We start from the raw sequence: 18,942 nt of genomic DNA on the forward strand, positions 1-18,942 counted from the left end.
AAAAAAGCGACAAAAAATTTTGTCGCTTTTTATATTCTTGAAATGAATTTCTTACTGTTGTTGATTTCCCAGCTTATTCCAGATCTCAATTCTGAAATCTTCGATATCTGCATTGTCCTGAAGACTCTTCATCCAAGCCTGTCCGAACATCCCAGAACTTCTCTGAGTAAGAGACTCTGTAAACTGCTTAAGATCTCCAGGTTGTTTGTTTACTGTTTCTGATTTTTTGATCAAAACATAAACTCCTGTTCCACCTTCAACCGGGTTGGAAAGTTTACCTTTTGCAACACCAAATGCAGCACCGGCAACTTTAGGTTCCATAGCACCAGCTACTGAAGGGTTCAGTAGATTTACCTGAGCAGATTGTTTTGGAGCTGCAAATAATTTAGCAACCTGATCTAAGTTAGAAGCTTTCGCTGCTGTAATTTTATCAGAGATTTGTTTTGCAGCCAATTTATTTTTAACTAAAACTTCGATTTGATCTCTTACAGATTCTGGATCTGCAAGACCTGCATCTTGTTTTCCGTTTAGATACACTACAATTTTATCACCTGTTCCTTCTACAGTAAATAATTCAGTATCTCCTTTTGTTCTTTTCTTATCAAAAGCCCAAGTAAGAATCTCCGGATCTTTTTCAGTACCTAAGCCCTGAAGCTGACCTTCAAATCTTTTCGCTGCTTTCGGATTAGAGAACTGATAATTTCCTTTCTTAGCAATATTCACGAAATCGTTGAAAGATTTCCCTTGAATCTGCTGAATGAATTTTCTTGATTTTTTATCTGTTTCAGCCTCAGTAGCATCTGAAGGTTTGATTCCTTTCACTAGGTTGGCAACTTTATACCCCATAGATCCTGATTTCTTATCTTCAATATTGATGATATGGTAACCAAATTGAGTTTCTACTACACCTGTAGCTCCTTTAGGATTGTTTGCAAGGTAAGTAAGGAATTCAGGAACGAAAGGTGTTTCGGGAGTTGTCCACCCTAGGCTACCTCCCTGTGCAGCAGAATTCGGATCGCTTGAAAGCTTAAGGAATTCTGTGAATTTAGCAGGAGCTGCTTTTACGATAGCTCCGATAGAGTCTGCCAATTTCTTAGCCTGTTCTTTAGTTCTTGTTACCCCTTGACCAGCAGGACTTCCTTTGAATGCAATAAGGATATGTCTAGACAAAGTAGAGTCTGAAGCTCTTTTACCTACTAATTTAGATACTATATAAAGATCTTGCTCCTTGTAAGGACCAAAAGTCTGCCCTACTGCAGCTGTAGCAATTTGATCTTTGATCGTTGGAGGCAATTGTGAAGGGTTTACATATTGAGGATTGAATGGCGCATCAGAGTTTGCCGTAACAAACATAGAGTCGTTTTTCGTATTCTGGAAGTTTTCTGTACCTCCACTCGCATCTGTACCTCCTGAATATAATTTTGTAATTTCTTTCAGCGTTGCAGCATCATCAGCAGCACTAGGTTTTGATGGGAAATATACGATACCGATATTTCTGCTTGGCTCAGCTTTGAACATTACAGGATGCTCCTTGATGTAGTTAGCAAGATCTTGTGTAGTCACATTGATCTTGGTTTTCTGAAGATACGCTGCATAATCTACTTTCACAAAGTCGATATCTGCAAGCTGATCTCTCTGCTTCATCAATTCTTCGGCTTCTTTCTTACCGGTAGTGATACCTGCTGAAATATTGGTAAACACCTGTCTTGCCATTAGTCTGTACTCAATAGTCTTTTTAGTTTTCAACCATTGATTATATCCTTCAGGATTGGTGTTTTTTAATGTTTCAATTTCTTTTTTAAGCTCTTGAGTTTTAAAATTACCTTTCTCATCAAAGAACTGTTGATTCTGAGCAAACATCTGATCGTACTGGATTTGATTCCAGAAATAATCATCATTCATTTCAAAGCCCAGTTTCTCAAACTGCTGTTTGATAAGTTTAGATTGTACAAGTAACTGCCAAGCCTGTTCCTCAAGACCGTTTTTCGGACGCCCTTGCTGATCAGCCTGTTGTTGCAACACGAAAAGCTGATCATTGAACTCTTCGCGGGTGATTTTCTCACCATTTACTTTTCCTAAAACGTCAGGATTCTTACCAAAAACCTTGTCGATACTATCGGGGTTCACCAGGAACGCCAAAAGCGCTAAGGCTATTACTCCCATTAAAAGCCAAGGCTTACTCCTAATCTGTCCTAAAATTGCCATTTTATAAATTATAGTTTTTTATCAGTTTGCGAAAATACACATTTTTAAGAAATTACAGAAACAGAACTGCTTTATTTTGACTTTTAATGTAAAGATTATCTAAAAAAGGAAATTTTGACCGTATTTTTAAGCAAAAAACAAATGGCATAAGTATTGTGCATTTTTAGAATATTATAATATGACAAACGTTTTCAGCGTATATTATAAAAAATCCTTATAACGATAAAAAACGAAAATGACAATTTGTCATTCGATTGACTATGACAGAATTTGAAGATATTAGTTTAGAAGAAATGATCAGCGATGGATTTGATATCGTAGCTGAAGAAATCAATCTTTCCGACTTCGCAGAGACTGATAAAAATTCCGAACAGAAAATATTCCCGATACTTCCCGTAAGAAATATGGTTATGTTCCCTAATGTAGTAATTCCTATTACTGCAGGAAGAAAAACCTCGATCCAGCTTCTTGAGGAAGCTCAGAAAAACGGTGATTTTATTGGAATTGTAAGCCAGAAAAATTCGGATCTGGAACAACCTTCCGAAAAAGATATTTATTCTACCGGAACCTTGGCAAAGATCATTAAGATCATTAAGCTTCCGGAAGGCAATATTACTGCTATAACTAAAGGGTTTCACCGATTTAAGATCAAAAAAATCGTTGATAAACAACCTTATTTCAAAGCAGAAATTTCAAAATTAAAAGATACACGTCCTAAAAACCAGGATGAGTATGAAGCTTTGCTGGAAAACATCAAAGATCTTGCTTTAAAGATTATTGAACTGGATCCTAATATTCCCAATGCAGCGAATTTTGCAATCAAAAATATTAACAATAATGATGATCTTCTGAATTTCATCTGTACGAATGCTAATTTTTCTTCAATTGCAAAACAAAAGCTTCTTGAAGAGAAAAGTCTGATGATAAGAGCCAACCAGTGCTATGAAATGATGCATGAGGATTTCAGAAAACTGGAACTGAGAAATCAGATTCATCAGAAGACCTCCAAAGATCTTGACAAACAGCAGAGAGAATATTTTCTGAATCAGCAGATCAGAACCATTCAGGAAGAACTGGGTGGCGGACCTGAGAGTGATGTTGAAGATTTAATCGCAAAAGCCAAGGCTAAAAAATGGAGTAAGGAAGTAGAGGAACATTTCCAGAAGGAAATTGGCAGACTTCAACGCCAGAATCCTAATTCTCCGGATTATAATGTACAGAGAAACTATCTGGATTTCTTTACTGATCTTCCTTGGGAAACTTATACAAAAGATATTTTTGATATCGCTAAGGCGGAAAAAGTGCTTGATAAAGCCCACTTCGGACTGGAAGATATCAAAAAAAGAATCCTGGAGCACATGGCTGTTTTAAAATTAAAAAACAACATGAAATCTCCTATCCTATTATTGGTAGGACCTCCGGGGGTTGGTAAAACGTCTTTAGGAAAGTCTATTGCAGATGCTTTAGGAAGAAAATATGTAAGGTTATCATTGGGTGGTCTTCATGACGAGAGCGAAATCCGTGGACATAGAAAAACGTATATCGGTGCTATGGCCGGAAGAATTTTACAGTCAATCAAGAAATCCGGCACTTCAAATCCGGTAATTGTTCTTGATGAGATCGATAAAATCGGGCAAGGTCAGCATGGGGACCCAAGTTCAGCACTCCTAGAAGTCCTTGACCCTGAACAAAATAAGTCTTTTTATGACAATTTCCTTGAAATGGGCTATGATCTTTCAAAAGTAATGTTCATTGCTACAGCAAACTCTCTTTCAACAATACAGACTCCTCTTTTAGACAGAACTGAGATTATTCAGATTGCCGGCTATACTTTGGAGGAAAAAATTGAGATTGCTAAAAGACATTTAATCAAGAAGCAACAGGAAGAAAATGGTCTGGATGCAAAATCGTTCAAACTTGGAAATGCAGAGCTTAAACATATTGTAGAAGCACACACTTCGGAAAGTGGTGTAAGAACACTGGAGAAAAGAATTGCTGCCGTTGCAAGATGGGTAGCACTACAAACTGCTTTGGTAAAGGAATATGATCCAAAAATTTCAGTAGAAAAAGTAGATGAAATTCTTGGGGTTCCAAGACCGAAAAGTTTATCTGAAATCACCGGAGTTCCTGGTGTGGTAACAGGTCTTGCATGGACCAGTGTAGGTGGAGATATTCTTTATATTGAAAGTATCCTAAGCAACGGTAAAGGTTCTTTAACAATGACCGGAAACCTTGGAACGGTCATGAAAGAGTCTGCCACTATTGCTCTTGAATATATTAAAGCAAAGCATGATGAACTGGGAATTCCTCAGGAAGATCTGGACAAGAAAAACATTCACGTTCACGTTCCGGAAGGGGCAACTCCTAAAGATGGCCCATCTGCGGGTATTGCAATGCTTACATCTATGGTGTCTTCTTTCAAAAACAAGAAGATAAAACCTCACCTTGCTATGACAGGAGAAATTACTTTAAGAGGAAAAGTACTTCCTGTAGGAGGAATTAAAGAAAAACTTCTTGCCGCAACAAGAGCGGGAATCAAAGATGTAATTCTTTGTGAAGCCAACAGAAAAGACGTAGAAGAGATCAAAAAAGATTATTTAAAAAATCTTAAAGTACACTATGTCAACAGAATGGAAGAGGTGATTGATATTGCCATTGAGGAATAAACAACTTATAACATATTAACTTCTCAATAAGGAAACACGTTCTGATATTCAGGGCGTGTTTCTGTTTTATTACAAAAAGGTCAGCTTTTCTTATCAGGTGGAATAAAATTTGCTGAATACAAGATAATTCCGAAGGATTGAATAAAAAATTTTTCAATTCAGAGGGGTTTTCTTATTTTTATTCCACACCGCATATTTTTAGATTATGAATTTTCTTAGACTTCCTTTCCTTGTCAAGCTTACGCTTGTGGTGATTTCCATCATTGGACTTGGCTATCTTCTAGCATTAGGGCAGACTATTTTAGCTCCGTTTTTTCTTGCTTTCCTGATGGCTATGCTGTTTTTACCGGCTGCCACTTTCATGGAAAGAAGATTAAGATTTCCGAGATCTATGTCTACAATGACTTCAGTGTTTATTATGCTGATCATTTTAGGCGGTATTATTTATTTCTTTACCAATCAGCTCTCTGATTTCAGTAAGGATCTTCCCCACCTTAAAGAACAGTTCACAACTGTTTTTAATGGTTTGCAACACTGGGTTTCCAAAACATTCAATGTAAAAGTGGATGAACAGGTAGATTACATCAACCAGGGATTGAATAAGCTCTTGTCTTCTTCAGGGATGATTTTAGGTTTTACTTTCGGTATATTCTCAACAGGATTTGGCTTTATTATATTTTTCACTCTGTTTTTCATCTTTATTTTAAATTACAGAAGGCTTTTAAATAATTTTATCGTTACTGTTTTCAATGAAAGACATAAAGCAAGTGTACAGGAAGCTGTAAGTGAGATTCGTGTTATGACTAAGAAATATATCTTCGGACTATTTCTTCAGGTGGTTATTGTATCTATTTTGACTTCAACCCTTCTTACCATTTTAGGGGTAAAATATGCTATACTTTTAGGCGTTTTAACAGGATTGTTAAATGTTATTCCGTATCTGGGAATCTTTATTTCCCTTTTAATTTCCTGTTTTATAGCATTTGCCACTTCCACTCCGTCAACTTGTGTTTATGTTGCTTTGGGATATATCGCCATTCATGCAGTAGATGGTAATATTGTATTGCCATTTGTGGTAGGTTCAAAGGTAAAAATCAATGCTTTATTTTCCTTTATTGGTATTCTTTTAGGGGAACATCTTTGGGGAATTGCAGGAATGTTCCTGTGTATTCCAGCTATTGCAATTATAAAAATTATCTGTGAAAGAGTGGAAGATCTCAAACCTTGGGGAAGATTGCTCGGAGAAGAACAGAAACCTAACAAGAAGAAAAAAAGTTATAAGATTTCCAAGAATATTACACTGAAAGAAATGGACTAGAAGATGAGTAATAGGAAATAAATAATAATTGATATCATTCTAACTTTGAATATTTAAATCTTAAACTTTAAATAAGAAAGACTGCCTTTTTCAAGACAGTCTTTTTATTTTATTTAAGGAAGAGCACATAAAGGACTCATTCCATTTGGACAGGTTTCTGTGCACAGAATGTAAGTTTGGTTATCCGGACAGTACCCATAATCCGGCGTTGGTGTGGTTCCTCCGCCTCCACCGCCGCCTAAGCAAGGATCTCCTGGTGGGATTTTACAAGGACATCCAATAGGTCCTATATCACATTTTCCAATTCCGCCTCCACCTTGGATTTCTCTTAAATCCGTACGGTTTAATTTTTTAAGATTTTTCAACATAATTATTAGTTTAATTTGTAAATCAAATATAGAGAATAAAATTATTCAAAAATCAACATTAACCTATCATTAACACTAATTGTTTATTTTCTACGAAAACATTATACATTAATCCTATTTTTATTTTACATTTGATATAAAATCATCAATCATGAAAGCAATAAAATTCATTTTATGTTTACTTTTCGGGCTTATGTTTATTAATGCCGGACTAAACAAGTTTTTTAATTATATGCCCATGGAAAAACCTACTCCTGAGCAGATGAAACTCTTTGCTGCTTTTGGAGAAATCAGCTGGCTGATGCCTTTAGTAGGGATTGTAGAAGTCATTGGCGGATTATTATTCATCTTTCCAAAAACAAGAGCGTTGGGAGCCATTGTTATTTTACCTGTTATGGTAGGAATTGTCACTCATGTATTCACTATGGACAAATCTCCTATGGGAATGGGGATTGCAGGAGTGATGTTCCTGATTAATCTTTGGATGATTATTGACAACAAGGAAAAATATAAACACTTAGTTTCATAAGGCTATATTTTAGGTTATAGATGATAGGTTGCAGGTCTTATAGTGTTCCATTAAAATTTATGGTTGTTAATACACTACGACCTATAACCTATCATCTGCTACCTATTACCTCTTCCCTATACAAAAGCACTGAATCCTGTAATAGAACGCCCTACAATCAATGAATTGATTTCTTTTGTTCCCTCATAGGAATAGATTGCTTCTGCGTCGGCAACAAATCTGGCTACATCATACTCCAGCAGAATTCCGTTTCCTCCCAGTACTTCTCTTGCTCTGGAAACGATATCTCTTGTTCTGAGGGTACAAAAAACTTTAGCTAAAGAAGCATGCTCATCTTTTAAAATTCCTTCATCCTGCATTTCGGATAATCTGAAAACCATAGTCTGCATGGCAGTAAGATTTGACAGCATTTCTACCAAATGTCCCTGAATCATCTGGAATGAAGCAATAGGCCTTCCAAACTGTTCTCTTTTTCGGGTATAATCCAATGCACTTTCGTAAGCTCCGCGTGCGCAGCCTGTAGCCATCCATGCTACTCCTGCTCTGGTCATTCTCAGTACCTTTCCGGTGTCTTTAAAGGAATTGGCATTCTGCAAACGGTCTTCTTCAGTTACAAGGCAGTCTTTCAAGGTGATTAACCCATTCTGAACAATTCTTAAAGCCATTTTTCCTTTGATCTTTTCAACAGAATATCCAGGATTATCTTTTTCTACAATAAATCCTTTCACCTCTCCGCTATCAAGATCTCTTGCCCAGATAATGATCAGATCTGCAAATGTTGCATTCCCAATCCATTTTTTCTGCCCGTTAAGAATCCAGCCTTCCGGTGTTTTTTTACAGGTTACAGTAAGCCCGCCTGCCGCTCCTGAACCTACTTCCGGCTCTGTAAGCCCGAAAGCTCCTATTTTTTCAAATTTCTGCATTTGTGGAAGCCATTTCTGCTTCTGCTCTTCAGATCCACAGATATAAATAGAACCCATTGCCAATCCGGATTGCACTCCAAAGAAAGTAGCAATAGAAGCGTCTATTCTGGCCATTTCCATTGCAATAACCCCTTCCATCAGGAAGGGCATTCCTGGGCAGCCATACCCTTCATAGGTAACACCACAAATATCCAGTTTCTGGAATTTCGGGATCAGTTCAAAAGGGAATTCATCTCTGAGCCAGTAGTGATTTACCAGAGGTTTTACTTCTTTTTCCATAAATGCTCTTACTTTCAACTGAATTTCACGCTGTTCAGGAGTAAGGGTATGGTAGATATCATAAAAGTCTCCGTCAATAGGGGGAAGTTCTTTCTTTTTCTTTTCCGGATCAAGCATTTTCATAAGTCCGGAAAGCTGTTTATCATCCAGTTTTGAGAAATTATGCATCAGCTTGGGCAGGTCTACTTTTTGAGAAATAGCACTCAACTGATCGAAATCTATGGATGTGAATAATCCTATTGCGTTTCTGATTTTTGAAAAAGTATTTGACATAGTGATAGATTGTAGTTTTGGTTTGTAAAAGACATGCAAAAATTGCTCCGAAAGCAAAGCCCAAGGGTCAACTTCGTTTTACAAAACACTTAATTTCAATGAATTAAAAGATCATATTTTATTTACAAGTTTTTTACTTTTGATTTTCAAGCGTTACAAAAGATCCTGACTGAACTTTGACTTCAGGAAAACAACAAAAATCAACGCTATGAAAACTACTTACATTAAATTATCTCTTGCTACTGTTCTTTTATTAGGAATTTCTTCATGTAAAAAAGGCGAAGTTGCTGAAACAGATCTTAACGCTTATGCAACCACAGATTCTACGGCAGCAGTTCTATCAGACAGCATTTCATCTGTTGCAGATATGAAAGTAAAAGACAAGCAGTTTATCAAAACTGCAGATGTCAATATGGAAGTAAAAGACGTGTATAACGCAACTATTGCCATTGAAAAATCCGTGCAGGATCTTGGAGGTTTTGTTACCAACAGCAATCTTCAAAGTAATGTAGTTTCTGAAAGCACTTACAACACTTCCAATGAAGAAGCAATGCTGGTAAAAAAATACCAGACAGAGAACAGAATGCAGGTACGTATTCCTACTGAAAAACTTGGAGAACTATTGACTGCAATCAATACAAGTAAATTATTTCTTAATTCAAGATCAATTAATGCAGAGGATGTAACCGCTAACATCAAATATTCTGAACTGGAAGGAAAAAGAAATCAAAAGACTTCTGAAAATATTAGCAAGCTAAAAACAAATAAGGATAAAGTAAAGCTGGATGATGAGAACATGTCTGAAGGAAACCTTCAAAAGTTTTCCAGTATGAATATGACAGACAATCTGAAATACAGCACCATTGACATTTACATTAAAGAGCCTCAATTACGTATTGCAGAAATTGCTGTTACCAACACCACCAGCATTGATAATAAATATAAATACAATTTCATTTATGATGCTAAAGATGGATTTGTATATGGTTTCTATCTGATTCAGAGAATTATAGTGGCTATTATCAATGTATGGCCTCTTGTATTAATTGCTGCGGCAATCATCTATTTTTTAAGAAAAAGAAAAACTCTTAAACCTGAGCAGTCAAAAATTCAGGAATAAAAAAGCTATCCTAACCAATTGGTTATCATCATAATTTTAGATTTTACAGCCTCCTGTTTCCAGGAGGTTTTTATTTTTTTGAAAAAAAACTGTAACGATTGTAACTCCTGTTTTACCTACTGATTAAAAGAACAGAAAATCAAAAAAATTAATACTATGAGAAATTTAATAAAACTTGGATTAGCAGTGCTATTATCACTGAATTCTATAAAAGCAAACGCTCAAAGCAAAAATACAAACAAGGACAACAGCCTGCTTTGGGAAGTTTCGGGAAACGGTCTCACTAAGCCATCTTATATTACGGGAACATTTCATATCTTATGCTCTAAAGATTTTGAGATCAAACCTAAAGTTTGGGATGCTCTTAAAAAGTCAGAAAGCTTTGTTATGGAAATCAATTATACCGATCAGAATGAAATGGCATCTATCCAAAAAATGATGGCAGCAGATAAAAAGATCTCTGAACAGCTTACTCCTGAAGAAGCAAAAAATTTAGATAAAATATTAGCTGATTACGGAACCACTCTGAAAAATGTTGATTCTCACAGCTCAACAGCTTTATATTCTCTTGTTGCCACAAAAGCAATTCCCTGTCCTCAGAATGAGGTGAAAATGTATGAAATAGAACTACTGAAAACAGCTTTGCAGAATAAAAAAAGTGTAAGCGGACTGGAAAAAGTAGATGATCAGACCTCTGCAATAAGCCAGGCATATGATCTGAAGGAAACAATCACTCAGTTAAAGCTTGGAAATGAATATGCTATTGCCGCAAAAAAAATGACAGAAGCATTTAAAAATGAAAATCTAAAAGATCTGGATCAGCTGATTAAGAATCCAAAATTCATGAATAAGAGACAGGAAAAGCTTGTACTTACCGACAGAAATAAGAAATGGGCAGAAAAAATGCCGGAAATGATGAAAAACCAAAGTTCTTTCTTTGCTGTAGGAAGCGGCCACCTGTGGGGAGAAAACGGTTTGATCAATCTTCTGAAAGCAAAAGGATTCACCGTAAAGCCGGTAACAAACTTATAATCATAACCAAACCATGAAACAACTGTGAGCAATCCAACTGAAACAGCTTTTCTAAAGCTTGTCAACCAGCACAAAGGTATTTTATACAAAGCCTCACGGATCTATGCAGATTCTGTAGAGGATCGGGAAGACCTGCAGCAGGAGATTCTTATCCAGCTTTGGAAATCCTATCAAAATTTCAAAGGGAACAGTGAATTTTCTACCTGGATGTATCGGGTTGCAATCAATACGGCAATTACTTATTTAAAAAAGGAAAAGCAGAGATCCAATAATCATACAGATACACCTACCCATTTTGAAGTACAGCAGGAAGATTATAATCCAACAAAGGACAGGCAGCTGGAAATTTTTTATAATGCCGTTCAGGAGCTGAACGCATTAGAAAAAGCAGTCATATTTTATTTCATGGAAGGGATGTCTCACAAAGAAATTGGAAATAATTTAGGACTTAGTGAAGGCAACGCCCGCGTAAAACTCAACAGAACAAAAGAAAAAATACAGCAAATCATAAAAAAATCAGGCTATGAATTTTGATCAATTAAAAGAACAGTGGAATAAAGAAGATAGTGATGTCCATATTCCTGATACCATAGAACAATTAAAGGAAAGCAAGCACCCTATAGAAAAGATTCAGAAAAATATGAAAAAAGAATTTCCGATGCAGATTGTTGCCATCATTCTGATCGCTTTTTTCCCGCTTCAGTTTCAATTTCCTTCTTCACAGTATATTATTTATTATGTATCCTATACCATGATGGTGGTAATATCATCTTATTATCTGTTTGGATTCTATAAATTTTACAAACAGACAGAACTTTATACGGGAAACACCAAAAACAGTCTTTGGAAGATCTACCATGAACTTCGTTTGAATATGGAACGATACCAGTCTTTTGGATTTTTATTACTTCCTCACTTTTTAGTAACAATAGGATTAGCGATTTATAATATGATGGAAAAACATGGAAAATCATTAACAGGGCTAACTTCTTCTCAACAATTTGGATTAATCATCACAGTGCTTATTGGAACCCTGGGTCTGATAGCGAGTATCGTTCTCTGGACAAAATACATCTATGGAAGAAGCGCCAAACAACTGGAAAACATTCTGAATGAAATGGATGAATAAGCTCTTAAAATCTTATCCAAAACTCTTTTTATACAACCTCAGATGAACTCTGGGGTTTTGTTTTTTAAAAAAATGTTATTTATCGTCTTCAAATTTATCTGAGGTTTTATTTTTCCGTAAATTTGCAAATCAGAAATAAATGATTATGGATTGTCAGTTATTTTTAATCCTACATATCATTTTCTGAAAGATAAAAATTCTGTAATATGCTATCAAAAATAAATCCAACACAAACTAACAGCTGGAAAGCACTTGACGAACACTTCGGGGGAAACGATTTTGATCTTAGAACCCTTTTTCAATATAACCCGAACCGTTTTAACGAGTTTTCTATTCAAAAGGACAACTACCTTTTTGATTATTCTAAAAACTTAATTGATTCCAGAACAAAGGATCTTTTACTACAATTGGCTGAGGAAAGCCAGCTAAAAGATGCTATTTCCAAAATGTTCTCCGGAGATAAAATCAATGAAACTGAAGGAAGAGCCGTATTACACACAGCATTAAGAGATTTTTCTGACCGTGAAATTATTGTAGACGGAGAAAATATCAAACCACAGATCAAAAGAGTTCTTGATCACATGAAGTCTTTTTCTGAAAAAGTAATTTCAGGAGAGCATAAAGGTTTCAGTGGAAAAGAAATTACAGACGTAGTGAACATTGGAATTGGAGGATCAGATTTAGGTCCTGTAATGGTTTGTTCTGCTTTAAAGCATTTTAAAACAAGATTAAACGCTCACTTTGTTTCCAATGTGGACGGAAATCATATTGTAGAAGTAGTGAAGAATTTAAATCCTGAAACTACTTTGTTCATCATTGCTTCCAAAACATTTACCACTCAGGAAACAATGACCAATGCTAACTCTGCTAAAGACTGGTTCCTGAAAGCTGGAAAACAGGAAGATGTAGCGAAACATTTCGTGGCTTTATCTACTAATATTGAAGAAGTTAAGAAGTTCGGAATAGCAGAAGAAAATATTTTTGAGTTCTGGGATTGGGTAGGTGGAAGATACTCTCTTTGGAGTGCTATCGGTTTAAGCATCGTCCTTTCTGTAGGATATGAAAATTTTGAACAGCTTCTAAGAGGAGCTTTTGATACAGACCAACACTTCCAGACTGCAGATTTCTCGGAAAACGTTCCTGTATTAATGGGACTTTTGGGAATCTGGTATCGTAATTTCTATGCAGCCACTACTTATGCTATCTTACCTTATTCTCAATATCTGGACAGATTTGCTGCTTATCTTCAACAGGGAGATATGGAAAGTAACGGAAAATGTGTAGACAGAAACGGAGAATTTGTAGAATATGAAACAGGGCCTATCATCTGGGGAGAGCCTGGAACAAATGGCCAGCACGCCTTCTATCAATTGATCCACCAGGGAACAGAATTGATTCCGGCAGATTTTATTGCTTATACAAAGAGCCCGAACAAAGTTTCGGATCACCAGGATAAATTATTAGCAAACTTTTTTGCTCAGACTGAAGCACTTGCCTTCGGAAAACTGGAAGAAGAAGTGGAAGAGGAACTTAGAAATTCAGGAAAATCTGACGAAGAAATAGACAGACTGCTTAACTTCAAAGTTTTCCATGGAAACACCCCTACTAATTCAATATTATTCAAGGAATTAACACCTTTTTCACTAGGTCAGCTGATTGCTTTATATGAACACAAAATTTTTGTTCAGGGAGTAATCTGGAATATTTTCAGCTTTGACCAGTTTGGAGTGGAATTAGGAAAAGTATTAGCCAATAAAATCCTTCCTGAGCTGGAAAATAATGACGCAATAAGCTCTCATGACAGCTCTACCAACGGATTGATCAATTACTATAAAGAAAATAAATAGTAAGTAAAAAGAAAGTAAAAGTAAATCTATAAAGTAAAAAAGTAAAAATGGCAGAAATTCTTGACGGACTTAAAGTATCCAAGGAAATTAAAACAGAGATCAAGGTTGAAGTAGAAAAGATTCTCGCAAGCAAAAGAAGAGCTCCACACTTGGTGGCTATTCTTGTAGGAAATAATGGAGCTAGCAAGGCCTATGTAAATGCTAAAGTGAAAGACTGTGAGGAAGTAGGATTTCAATCCAGCTTAATCAAATTTCCAAGTACAGTTTCTGAATCTGAACTATTGGAAAAAATTGACGAGCTTAACAAATCTAAAGCAGTGGACGGATTTATCGTTCAGCTACCTTTACCAGACCAGATTGATCAGGAAAAAATCATCAATGCTATTGACCCAAGAAAAGACGTGGATGGTTTCCACCCTGAAAACTTCGGAAAAATGGCTCTTGAAATGGATACTTTTTTACCAGCGACCCCTTTCGGTATTTTAACGTTATTGGAAAGATATAATATTGAGACCAAAGGAAAAGACTGTGTAATTATCGGAAGAAGTAAAATTGTAGGAAGACCAATGAGCATCCTGATGGGAAGAAAAGATTTCCCTGGAAACTCTACCGTTACCCTTACACACTCATACACGAAAGACATCGAAGAATATACGAGAAAAGCAGATATCGTAATTACCGCTCTGGGAGATCCTCATTTCTTAAAAGGAGATATGATCAAAGCAGGAGCAGTAATCGTGGACGTGGGTATTACAAGAGTAGATAATGACTCTCCAAAAGGATATTACCTTGCAGGTGACGTAGATTTTGACAGCTGTGCAGAAAAAGCAAGCTGGATTACACCGGTACCTGGAGGAGTAGGCCCAATGACAAGAGCAATGTTGATGAAAAACACCATCATTGCTTACAAAACTTCGGTCTATAACGACTAATTTTAAAATGAATAAAGAAGAAGATATTTTATTAAAAGAAGGTAAAATGCTCCCTGTAATGGAGCATTTTTACACTTTACAGGGAGAAGGAGCACATACCGGAAAAGCAGCCTATTTTATCAGGCTGGGAGGTTGCGATGTAGGATGCCACTGGTGCGATGTAAAAGAAAGCTGGGATCCGGAACTTCATCCTCTGATGAATACAGTAGAAATTGCAGAAATGGCTGCAAAACATTGCAAAACCATCGTTCTTACGGGTGGAGAACCTTTGATGTGGAACTTAGATATCCTGACTTCCAGACTGAAAGAGCTTGGATGTACCGTGCATATTGAAACTTCAGGGGCTTATCCTATGAGTGGACAGCTGGACTGGATCACTCTTTCACCAAAGAAAACAGGACTGCCTAAAGAAGAAATTTATCAAAAAGCCCATGAGCTTAAAGTTATTATCTTCAATCAGCATGACTTTACTTTTGCACAGGAACAGGCAGCAAAAGTTTCTGAAAACTGTAAGCTTTATCTTCAAAGCGAATGGAGCAAGAGGGATAATATGTATCCTCAGATCACAGATTTCATTCTTGCACATCCGGAATGGCAGGCTTCCGTTCAGACTCACAAATATCTGAATATACCGTAAAAAAACGTAAATTAGCTGGTCTTACCGTTAGAATACCGATAGATGCAGAGAATTCGATACTCAAGATACCTGAAATCGATCATTATGTTGCTTGACCTCATGGTTATTGCATCTATCTTCATATTCTTTTTTATAAGCAGAAACGAAAGTTTAAAATATGACAAAGAAACCTGGTACCAGAATACTTTTTCTCTGATTCTGTTGTTTTTGTTCTGGGTGCTTCTAAGCGGTAGGACAAAAATCTACAATATTCCGAGAAACCTTACATATACACTGTTTCTTGAACGCCTCTTAATCCATTTCCTCTTTTTCATACTTGGCGTTCTGCTTATAGGAAAGGTAAGTAACAATGTATTTTTCAATTCGGATATCTATTGGCTTTCTCTTTATCTGTTTATTTTCATCTTTCTCGCGAAATCATTGATCTATTTCGCCATCAAGTATTTACGATCGTTAGGAGCCAATTATAGAAATGTAATGTTTTTAGGAGACCATCAGTCTACGGAGATCCTGAAGAATATTTTCATCGACCGTAAAGACTATGGATATAGGATATTTGAATACGAAACGCCAGACATCAATATTAATGAACTGGTTACTTTCTGGAAGAAAAACGGGATTCACACCTTGTTTCTCTCTATGGAAAATTCATATGATGAGCGGTTTGAAAATGAGATTTTCAAATTGGCAGAGGACAATAAGATCCATATTTCACTCATCCCAAGTATCACACAAAGTGACTTTTTCCTGTATGATCTTGGATATATACAAACCCAGCCAGTACTTAACCAGGCTAGATATTCTTTGGATTATTATTCTAATTTTCTCATGAAAAGAACTTTTGATATTTTCTTTTCTATTATTATATTGGTTTTAATCTGCTCATGGGTATTCCCAATCATTGCTATTTTAATCAAGACCACTTCTAAAGGGCCTGTATTTTTCCTTCAGAAAAGATATGGTTTCCATGAAGAAGTGTTCAATTGTTTTAAATTCAGAACAATGGTTGTGAATGATGAGTCTACTACCAAAACTACATCGGTAAATGATTCAAGAATTACGAAAGTGGGCAAATTTTTAAGAAAAACCAGTCTTGATGAGCTTCCGCAATTTATTAACGTATTGAAAGGTGAGATGTCTGTCGTAGGACCGCGTCCTCATATGCTTTCCGTAGATAATTATTATAAACCGAAAATCGGGAGATACAGCTTAAGAAGCATGGTAAGCCCTGGCATCACAGGATTAGCACAGGTAAACGGATTGCGTGGTGACTTCGGAGATGTGGAAGTAGAAATGAAAAAAAGAGTTCTGGCAGATGCATTCTATGTAAGAAACTGGAGCTTTGTACTGGATCTGGTTATTATCCTAAAAACCATTTTACTTGTTATAGGCGGAGATAAAAATGCCAAATAATTTTAACATAAAACTAAGCTTTAGTCTTATACCTGACTCTAGCCCAATTCAATAAAAAAGTCTAATTTAGCAGTATGTTAAAAAAGTTTTTCACAGCCATAGGGGAATACATGATCCTCTTAGGGAAATCCCTGCAGAAGCCTCAGAAAATGAGAGTGTTCTGGAAGCTGTTTATGAGAGAAATTAATGATTTGGGAGTAAATTCTTTCGGACTTGTAGTCTTCACTTCCATCTTCGTGGGAGCTGTAGTAGCCATTCAGATGTTCAATAACTTTGATGCTTCTTCTTTCCCTATTCCACCTTCGTTTGTAGGATATGCTACGAAAGCGGTTCTTGTTTTGGAATTCGCGCCTACTATTATCAGTTTGATTCTGGCAGGTAAAGTAGGTTCATATATTGCGTCCAGTATTGGAACGATGAGGGTTTCCGAACAGATTGATGCATTGGATATTATGGGAGTAAACTCACCCAATTTTCTGATATTTCCAAAAATCATTGCCTGTATGCTTTTTAATCCTCTTCTTATTGCCATCAGTATTGTATTTGGTATTGGCGGAGGCTATATTGCCGGGATTTTAACCGGAAACTGGACAGAGAACGATTATATTGTGGGTATTCAAATGTATATGCCTAATTTATTCATTTACTATGCCTTTACCAAAACAATCGTTTTTGCCTTTATCATTGCTACTGTACCGTCTTATTTCGGATACAATGTAAAAGGAGGATCGCTGGAAGTAGGTAGAGCCAGTACACAGGCTGTGGTATGGACAATGGTATTTATTATCATTTCCGAGTTAATTTTAACCCAATTAATATTAAGCTAATGATTGAGGTAAAAGATCTTAAGAAAAGTTTTGATGATGTTGAAGTACTTAAGGGAATTTCAACTTCATTTGATAAAGGAAAAGTAAACTTAATCATTGGGCAGAGTGGATCTGGAAAAACCGTTTTTTTAAAAAGTTTATTGAATGTTTATATGCCTTCATCAGGAGAAATCCTGTTTGATGGAAAAGACATCAATATCATGACCAGAGATGAAAAACAGCATCTCCGTTCAGAAATCGGGACGGTATTCCAGGGAAGTGCATTATTTGATTCCTTAACTGTGGAAGAAAATATCATGTTCCCTCTCGACATGTTTACCAATCTTACTTACAGAGAAAAAAAGAAAAGGGTTTTTGAAGTAATAGGCAGAGTACATCTTGATAAAGCAGAAAGAAAATATCCTTCCGAAATTTCCGGAGGTATGCAGAAAAGGGTGGCTATTGCAAGAGCTATTGTAAACAATCCTAAGTATTTGTTCTGTGACGAGCCCAATTCCGGGCTGGATCCCTATACCTCTAAGATCATCGATGATCTTCTTTACGAAATCACAAAAGAATATAATACGACCACCATCATCAATACTCACGATATGAACTCTGTGATGACGATTGGCGAGAAAATTGTATACCTACGACTGGGAATCAAAGAATGGGAAGGGAACAAAGACATTCTTATTACAGCAGGCAATAAAAATCTGATTGATTTCGTTTATTCTTCAGAACTGTTTAAAGAACTGAGAGAATATTTACTTGAAAATAATAAAACGATTGAAACTTCAAATACAAAAATAGAAGATAATGAAAAAGGTACTTAGTATAGCGTTATTAGGCTTTTCAATGTGGGCTTCCGCACAGATTTCATTGGCAGGTAAAGCCAACATCATTTTTCCAACAGGCTCTCCTTCATGGTCCAATATTAAAGGAACAGTGAATGATGCTATTGATGGAAAAGGGAAAAACAATGTTGGTTTCAATGTGGGACTTTCACTAAAAGTAGGTCTTCCTACTTCATTGTTTGTGATGCCGGAAATCTATTATACTCATTTCAAAAATGAGTTTACGACAGAGAATACTACTTTTGATGTAAAAAGCAACCGTATAGATGTTCCCGTTCTTTTGGGATACAACCTTTTAGGAAATATGCTGGGAGTTTTTGTAGGACCAGTAGGAAGCTTTAATTTAAACAAAGACAATACTTACAACGACTTCAAAGAGAATGCTAAAAATGACTTTACAGTAGGTTACCAGTTTGGTGCTCAGCTGGAAATCAAAAAGTTTCTTGTCAATGCAAGATATGAAGGTGCTTTCAGTAAAGACGAAAGAAATTTTATCAATAAAGTATCCGGTTCGGAAATCAGATATGATAACAGACCTAACCTGTTTATGGTAGGTTTAGGATATAAATTCTAAATTAAATTTCGAAAATAACAACTTTAAACCCTCA

General features: G+C 36.1%; 17 protein-coding genes. 14 read left to right on the forward strand and 3 right to left on the reverse strand.

The features are described 5' to 3' along the window. Positions 1-51: 51 nt before the first annotated feature. Positions 52-2,205 carry a peptidylprolyl isomerase gene (locus tag ACM6F9_RS21020; protein WP_414847471.1) on the reverse strand — a complete coding sequence of 718 codons (2,154 nt, stop codon included), beginning with the start codon at positions 2,203-2,205 and terminating at the stop codon, positions 52-54. Between the two features lie 260 nt (positions 2,206-2,465). Between ACM6F9_RS21020 and lon the strand changes: the two genes are divergently transcribed. Both lon and ACM6F9_RS21030 read left to right on the forward strand, forming a co-directional pair. Continuing rightward, positions 2,466-4,871: an endopeptidase La gene (gene lon, locus ACM6F9_RS21025; RefSeq protein WP_414847472.1), complete on the forward strand. Its 2,406-nt coding sequence runs from the start codon at positions 2,466-2,468 to the stop codon at positions 4,869-4,871. A 205-nt stretch (positions 4,872-5,076) separates the two neighbouring features. Then, the gene (locus ACM6F9_RS21030; protein ID WP_414847473.1) at positions 5,077-6,189 is read left to right on the forward strand and encodes an AI-2E family transporter; all 1,113 of its coding nucleotides are present in this window, start codon (positions 5,077-5,079) and stop codon (positions 6,187-6,189) included. Positions 6,190-6,302: 113 nt separating this feature from the next. Here ACM6F9_RS21030 and ACM6F9_RS21035 read toward each other — a convergent pair whose 3' ends face one another. Beyond that, positions 6,303-6,557, reverse strand: a complete 255-nt coding sequence (locus ACM6F9_RS21035; RefSeq protein ID WP_414847474.1) for a bacteriocin-like protein — start codon at positions 6,555-6,557, stop codon at positions 6,303-6,305. 151 nt (positions 6,558-6,708) lie between these two features. Between ACM6F9_RS21035 and ACM6F9_RS21040 the strand changes: the two genes are divergently transcribed. Next, on the forward strand, positions 6,709-7,086 hold the full coding sequence (locus ACM6F9_RS21040; RefSeq protein WP_414847475.1) for a DoxX family protein: 378 nt from the start codon (positions 6,709-6,711) through the stop codon (positions 7,084-7,086). A 116-nt stretch (positions 7,087-7,202) separates the two neighbouring features. Here ACM6F9_RS21040 and ACM6F9_RS21045 read toward each other — a convergent pair whose 3' ends face one another. Continuing rightward, positions 7,203-8,561, reverse strand: a complete 1,359-nt coding sequence (locus tag ACM6F9_RS21045) for an acyl-CoA dehydrogenase family protein (protein WP_414847476.1) — start codon at positions 8,559-8,561, stop codon at positions 7,203-7,205. A gap of 208 nt (positions 8,562-8,769) precedes the next feature. Here ACM6F9_RS21045 and ACM6F9_RS21050 point away from each other — a divergent pair, with 208 nt between their 5' ends. The 11 genes from ACM6F9_RS21050 (at position 8,770) to ACM6F9_RS21100 (ending at position 18,908) form a co-directional block, all read left to right on the forward strand. Then, entirely contained in the window at positions 8,770-9,681 is a 912-nt protein-coding gene (locus tag ACM6F9_RS21050; protein ID WP_414847477.1) for a DUF4349 domain-containing protein, read from the forward strand. A 156-nt stretch (positions 9,682-9,837) separates the two neighbouring features. Beyond that, entirely contained in the window at positions 9,838-10,713 is an 876-nt protein-coding gene (locus ACM6F9_RS21055; RefSeq protein WP_414847478.1) for a TraB/GumN family protein, read from the forward strand. Positions 10,714-10,737: 24 nt separating this feature from the next. Then, entirely contained in the window at positions 10,738-11,247 is a 510-nt protein-coding gene (locus tag ACM6F9_RS21060) for an RNA polymerase sigma factor (RefSeq protein ID WP_414847479.1), read from the forward strand. After that, entirely contained in the window at positions 11,237-11,842 is a 606-nt protein-coding gene (locus ACM6F9_RS21065; protein WP_414847480.1) for a hypothetical protein, read from the forward strand. The genes ACM6F9_RS21060 and ACM6F9_RS21065 overlap by 11 nt, the downstream gene beginning before the upstream one ends. A gap of 206 nt (positions 11,843-12,048) precedes the next feature. Further along, on the forward strand, positions 12,049-13,689 hold the full coding sequence (gene pgi, locus ACM6F9_RS21070) for a glucose-6-phosphate isomerase (RefSeq protein ID WP_414847481.1): 1,641 nt from the start codon (positions 12,049-12,051) through the stop codon (positions 13,687-13,689). A gap of 47 nt (positions 13,690-13,736) precedes the next feature. Continuing rightward, positions 13,737-14,621 (forward strand): bifunctional 5,10-methylenetetrahydrofolate dehydrogenase/5,10-methenyltetrahydrofolate cyclohydrolase, encoded by an 885-nt coding sequence (locus ACM6F9_RS21075; protein WP_414847482.1) that lies wholly within the window; start codon positions 13,737-13,739, stop codon positions 14,619-14,621. 7 nt (positions 14,622-14,628) lie between these two features. After that, positions 14,629-15,258, forward strand: coding sequence for a 7-carboxy-7-deazaguanine synthase QueE (locus ACM6F9_RS21080; protein ID WP_105703506.1), 630 nt, complete (start codon positions 14,629-14,631; stop codon positions 15,256-15,258). Positions 15,259-15,300: 42 nt separating this feature from the next. Further along, positions 15,301-16,671: an exopolysaccharide biosynthesis polyprenyl glycosylphosphotransferase gene (locus tag ACM6F9_RS21085; protein WP_414847483.1), complete on the forward strand. Its 1,371-nt coding sequence runs from the start codon at positions 15,301-15,303 to the stop codon at positions 16,669-16,671. A gap of 74 nt (positions 16,672-16,745) precedes the next feature. Further along, a complete protein-coding gene (locus tag ACM6F9_RS21090) occupies positions 16,746-17,498 on the forward strand; it encodes an MlaE family ABC transporter permease (RefSeq protein WP_121489516.1) in 753 nt (250 codons plus the stop codon). Then, positions 17,498-18,313, forward strand: a complete 816-nt coding sequence (locus ACM6F9_RS21095; RefSeq protein ID WP_414847484.1) for an ABC transporter ATP-binding protein — start codon at positions 17,498-17,500, stop codon at positions 18,311-18,313. The genes ACM6F9_RS21090 and ACM6F9_RS21095 overlap by 1 nt, the downstream gene beginning before the upstream one ends. Then, a complete protein-coding gene (locus ACM6F9_RS21100) occupies positions 18,297-18,908 on the forward strand; it encodes an outer membrane beta-barrel protein (protein WP_105703510.1) in 612 nt (203 codons plus the stop codon). The genes ACM6F9_RS21095 and ACM6F9_RS21100 overlap by 17 nt, the downstream gene beginning before the upstream one ends. Positions 18,909-18,942 lie beyond the last annotated feature (34 nt).

The organism is Chryseobacterium sp. IT-36CA2 (assembly GCF_949767875.1).
Classification (GTDB): Bacteria; Bacteroidota; Bacteroidia; order Flavobacteriales; family Weeksellaceae; genus Chryseobacterium.

Bases quoted from the DNA above. Each gene is read 5' to 3' on its own strand.
- ACM6F9_RS21020 (WP_414847471.1), bottom strand. From the start codon at position 2,205: ATGGCAATTTTAGGACAGATTAGGAGTAAGCCTTGGCTTTTAATGGGA.
- lon (WP_414847472.1), top strand. From the start codon at position 2,466: ATGACAGAATTTGAAGATATTAGTTTAGAAGAAATGATCAGCGATGGA.
- ACM6F9_RS21030 (WP_414847473.1), top strand. From the start codon at position 5,077: ATGAATTTTCTTAGACTTCCTTTCCTTGTCAAGCTTACGCTTGTGGTG.
- ACM6F9_RS21035 (WP_414847474.1), bottom strand. From the start codon at position 6,557: ATGTTGAAAAATCTTAAAAAATTAAACCGTACGGATTTAAGAGAAATC.
- ACM6F9_RS21040 (WP_414847475.1), top strand. From the start codon at position 6,709: ATGAAAGCAATAAAATTCATTTTATGTTTACTTTTCGGGCTTATGTTT.
- ACM6F9_RS21045 (WP_414847476.1), bottom strand. From the start codon at position 8,561: ATGTCAAATACTTTTTCAAAAATCAGAAACGCAATAGGATTATTCACA.
- ACM6F9_RS21050 (WP_414847477.1), top strand. From the start codon at position 8,770: ATGAAAACTACTTACATTAAATTATCTCTTGCTACTGTTCTTTTATTA.
- ACM6F9_RS21055 (WP_414847478.1), top strand. From the start codon at position 9,838: ATGAGAAATTTAATAAAACTTGGATTAGCAGTGCTATTATCACTGAAT.
- ACM6F9_RS21065 (WP_414847480.1), top strand. From the start codon at position 11,237: ATGAATTTTGATCAATTAAAAGAACAGTGGAATAAAGAAGATAGTGAT.
- pgi (WP_414847481.1), top strand. From the start codon at position 12,049: ATGCTATCAAAAATAAATCCAACACAAACTAACAGCTGGAAAGCACTT.
- ACM6F9_RS21075 (WP_414847482.1), top strand. From the start codon at position 13,737: ATGGCAGAAATTCTTGACGGACTTAAAGTATCCAAGGAAATTAAAACA.
- ACM6F9_RS21080 (WP_105703506.1), top strand. From the start codon at position 14,629: ATGAATAAAGAAGAAGATATTTTATTAAAAGAAGGTAAAATGCTCCCT.
- ACM6F9_RS21085 (WP_414847483.1), top strand. From the start codon at position 15,301: ATGCAGAGAATTCGATACTCAAGATACCTGAAATCGATCATTATGTTG.
- ACM6F9_RS21090 (WP_121489516.1), top strand. From the start codon at position 16,746: ATGTTAAAAAAGTTTTTCACAGCCATAGGGGAATACATGATCCTCTTA.
- ACM6F9_RS21095 (WP_414847484.1), top strand. From the start codon at position 17,498: ATGATTGAGGTAAAAGATCTTAAGAAAAGTTTTGATGATGTTGAAGTA.
- ACM6F9_RS21100 (WP_105703510.1), top strand. From the start codon at position 18,297: ATGAAAAAGGTACTTAGTATAGCGTTATTAGGCTTTTCAATGTGGGCT.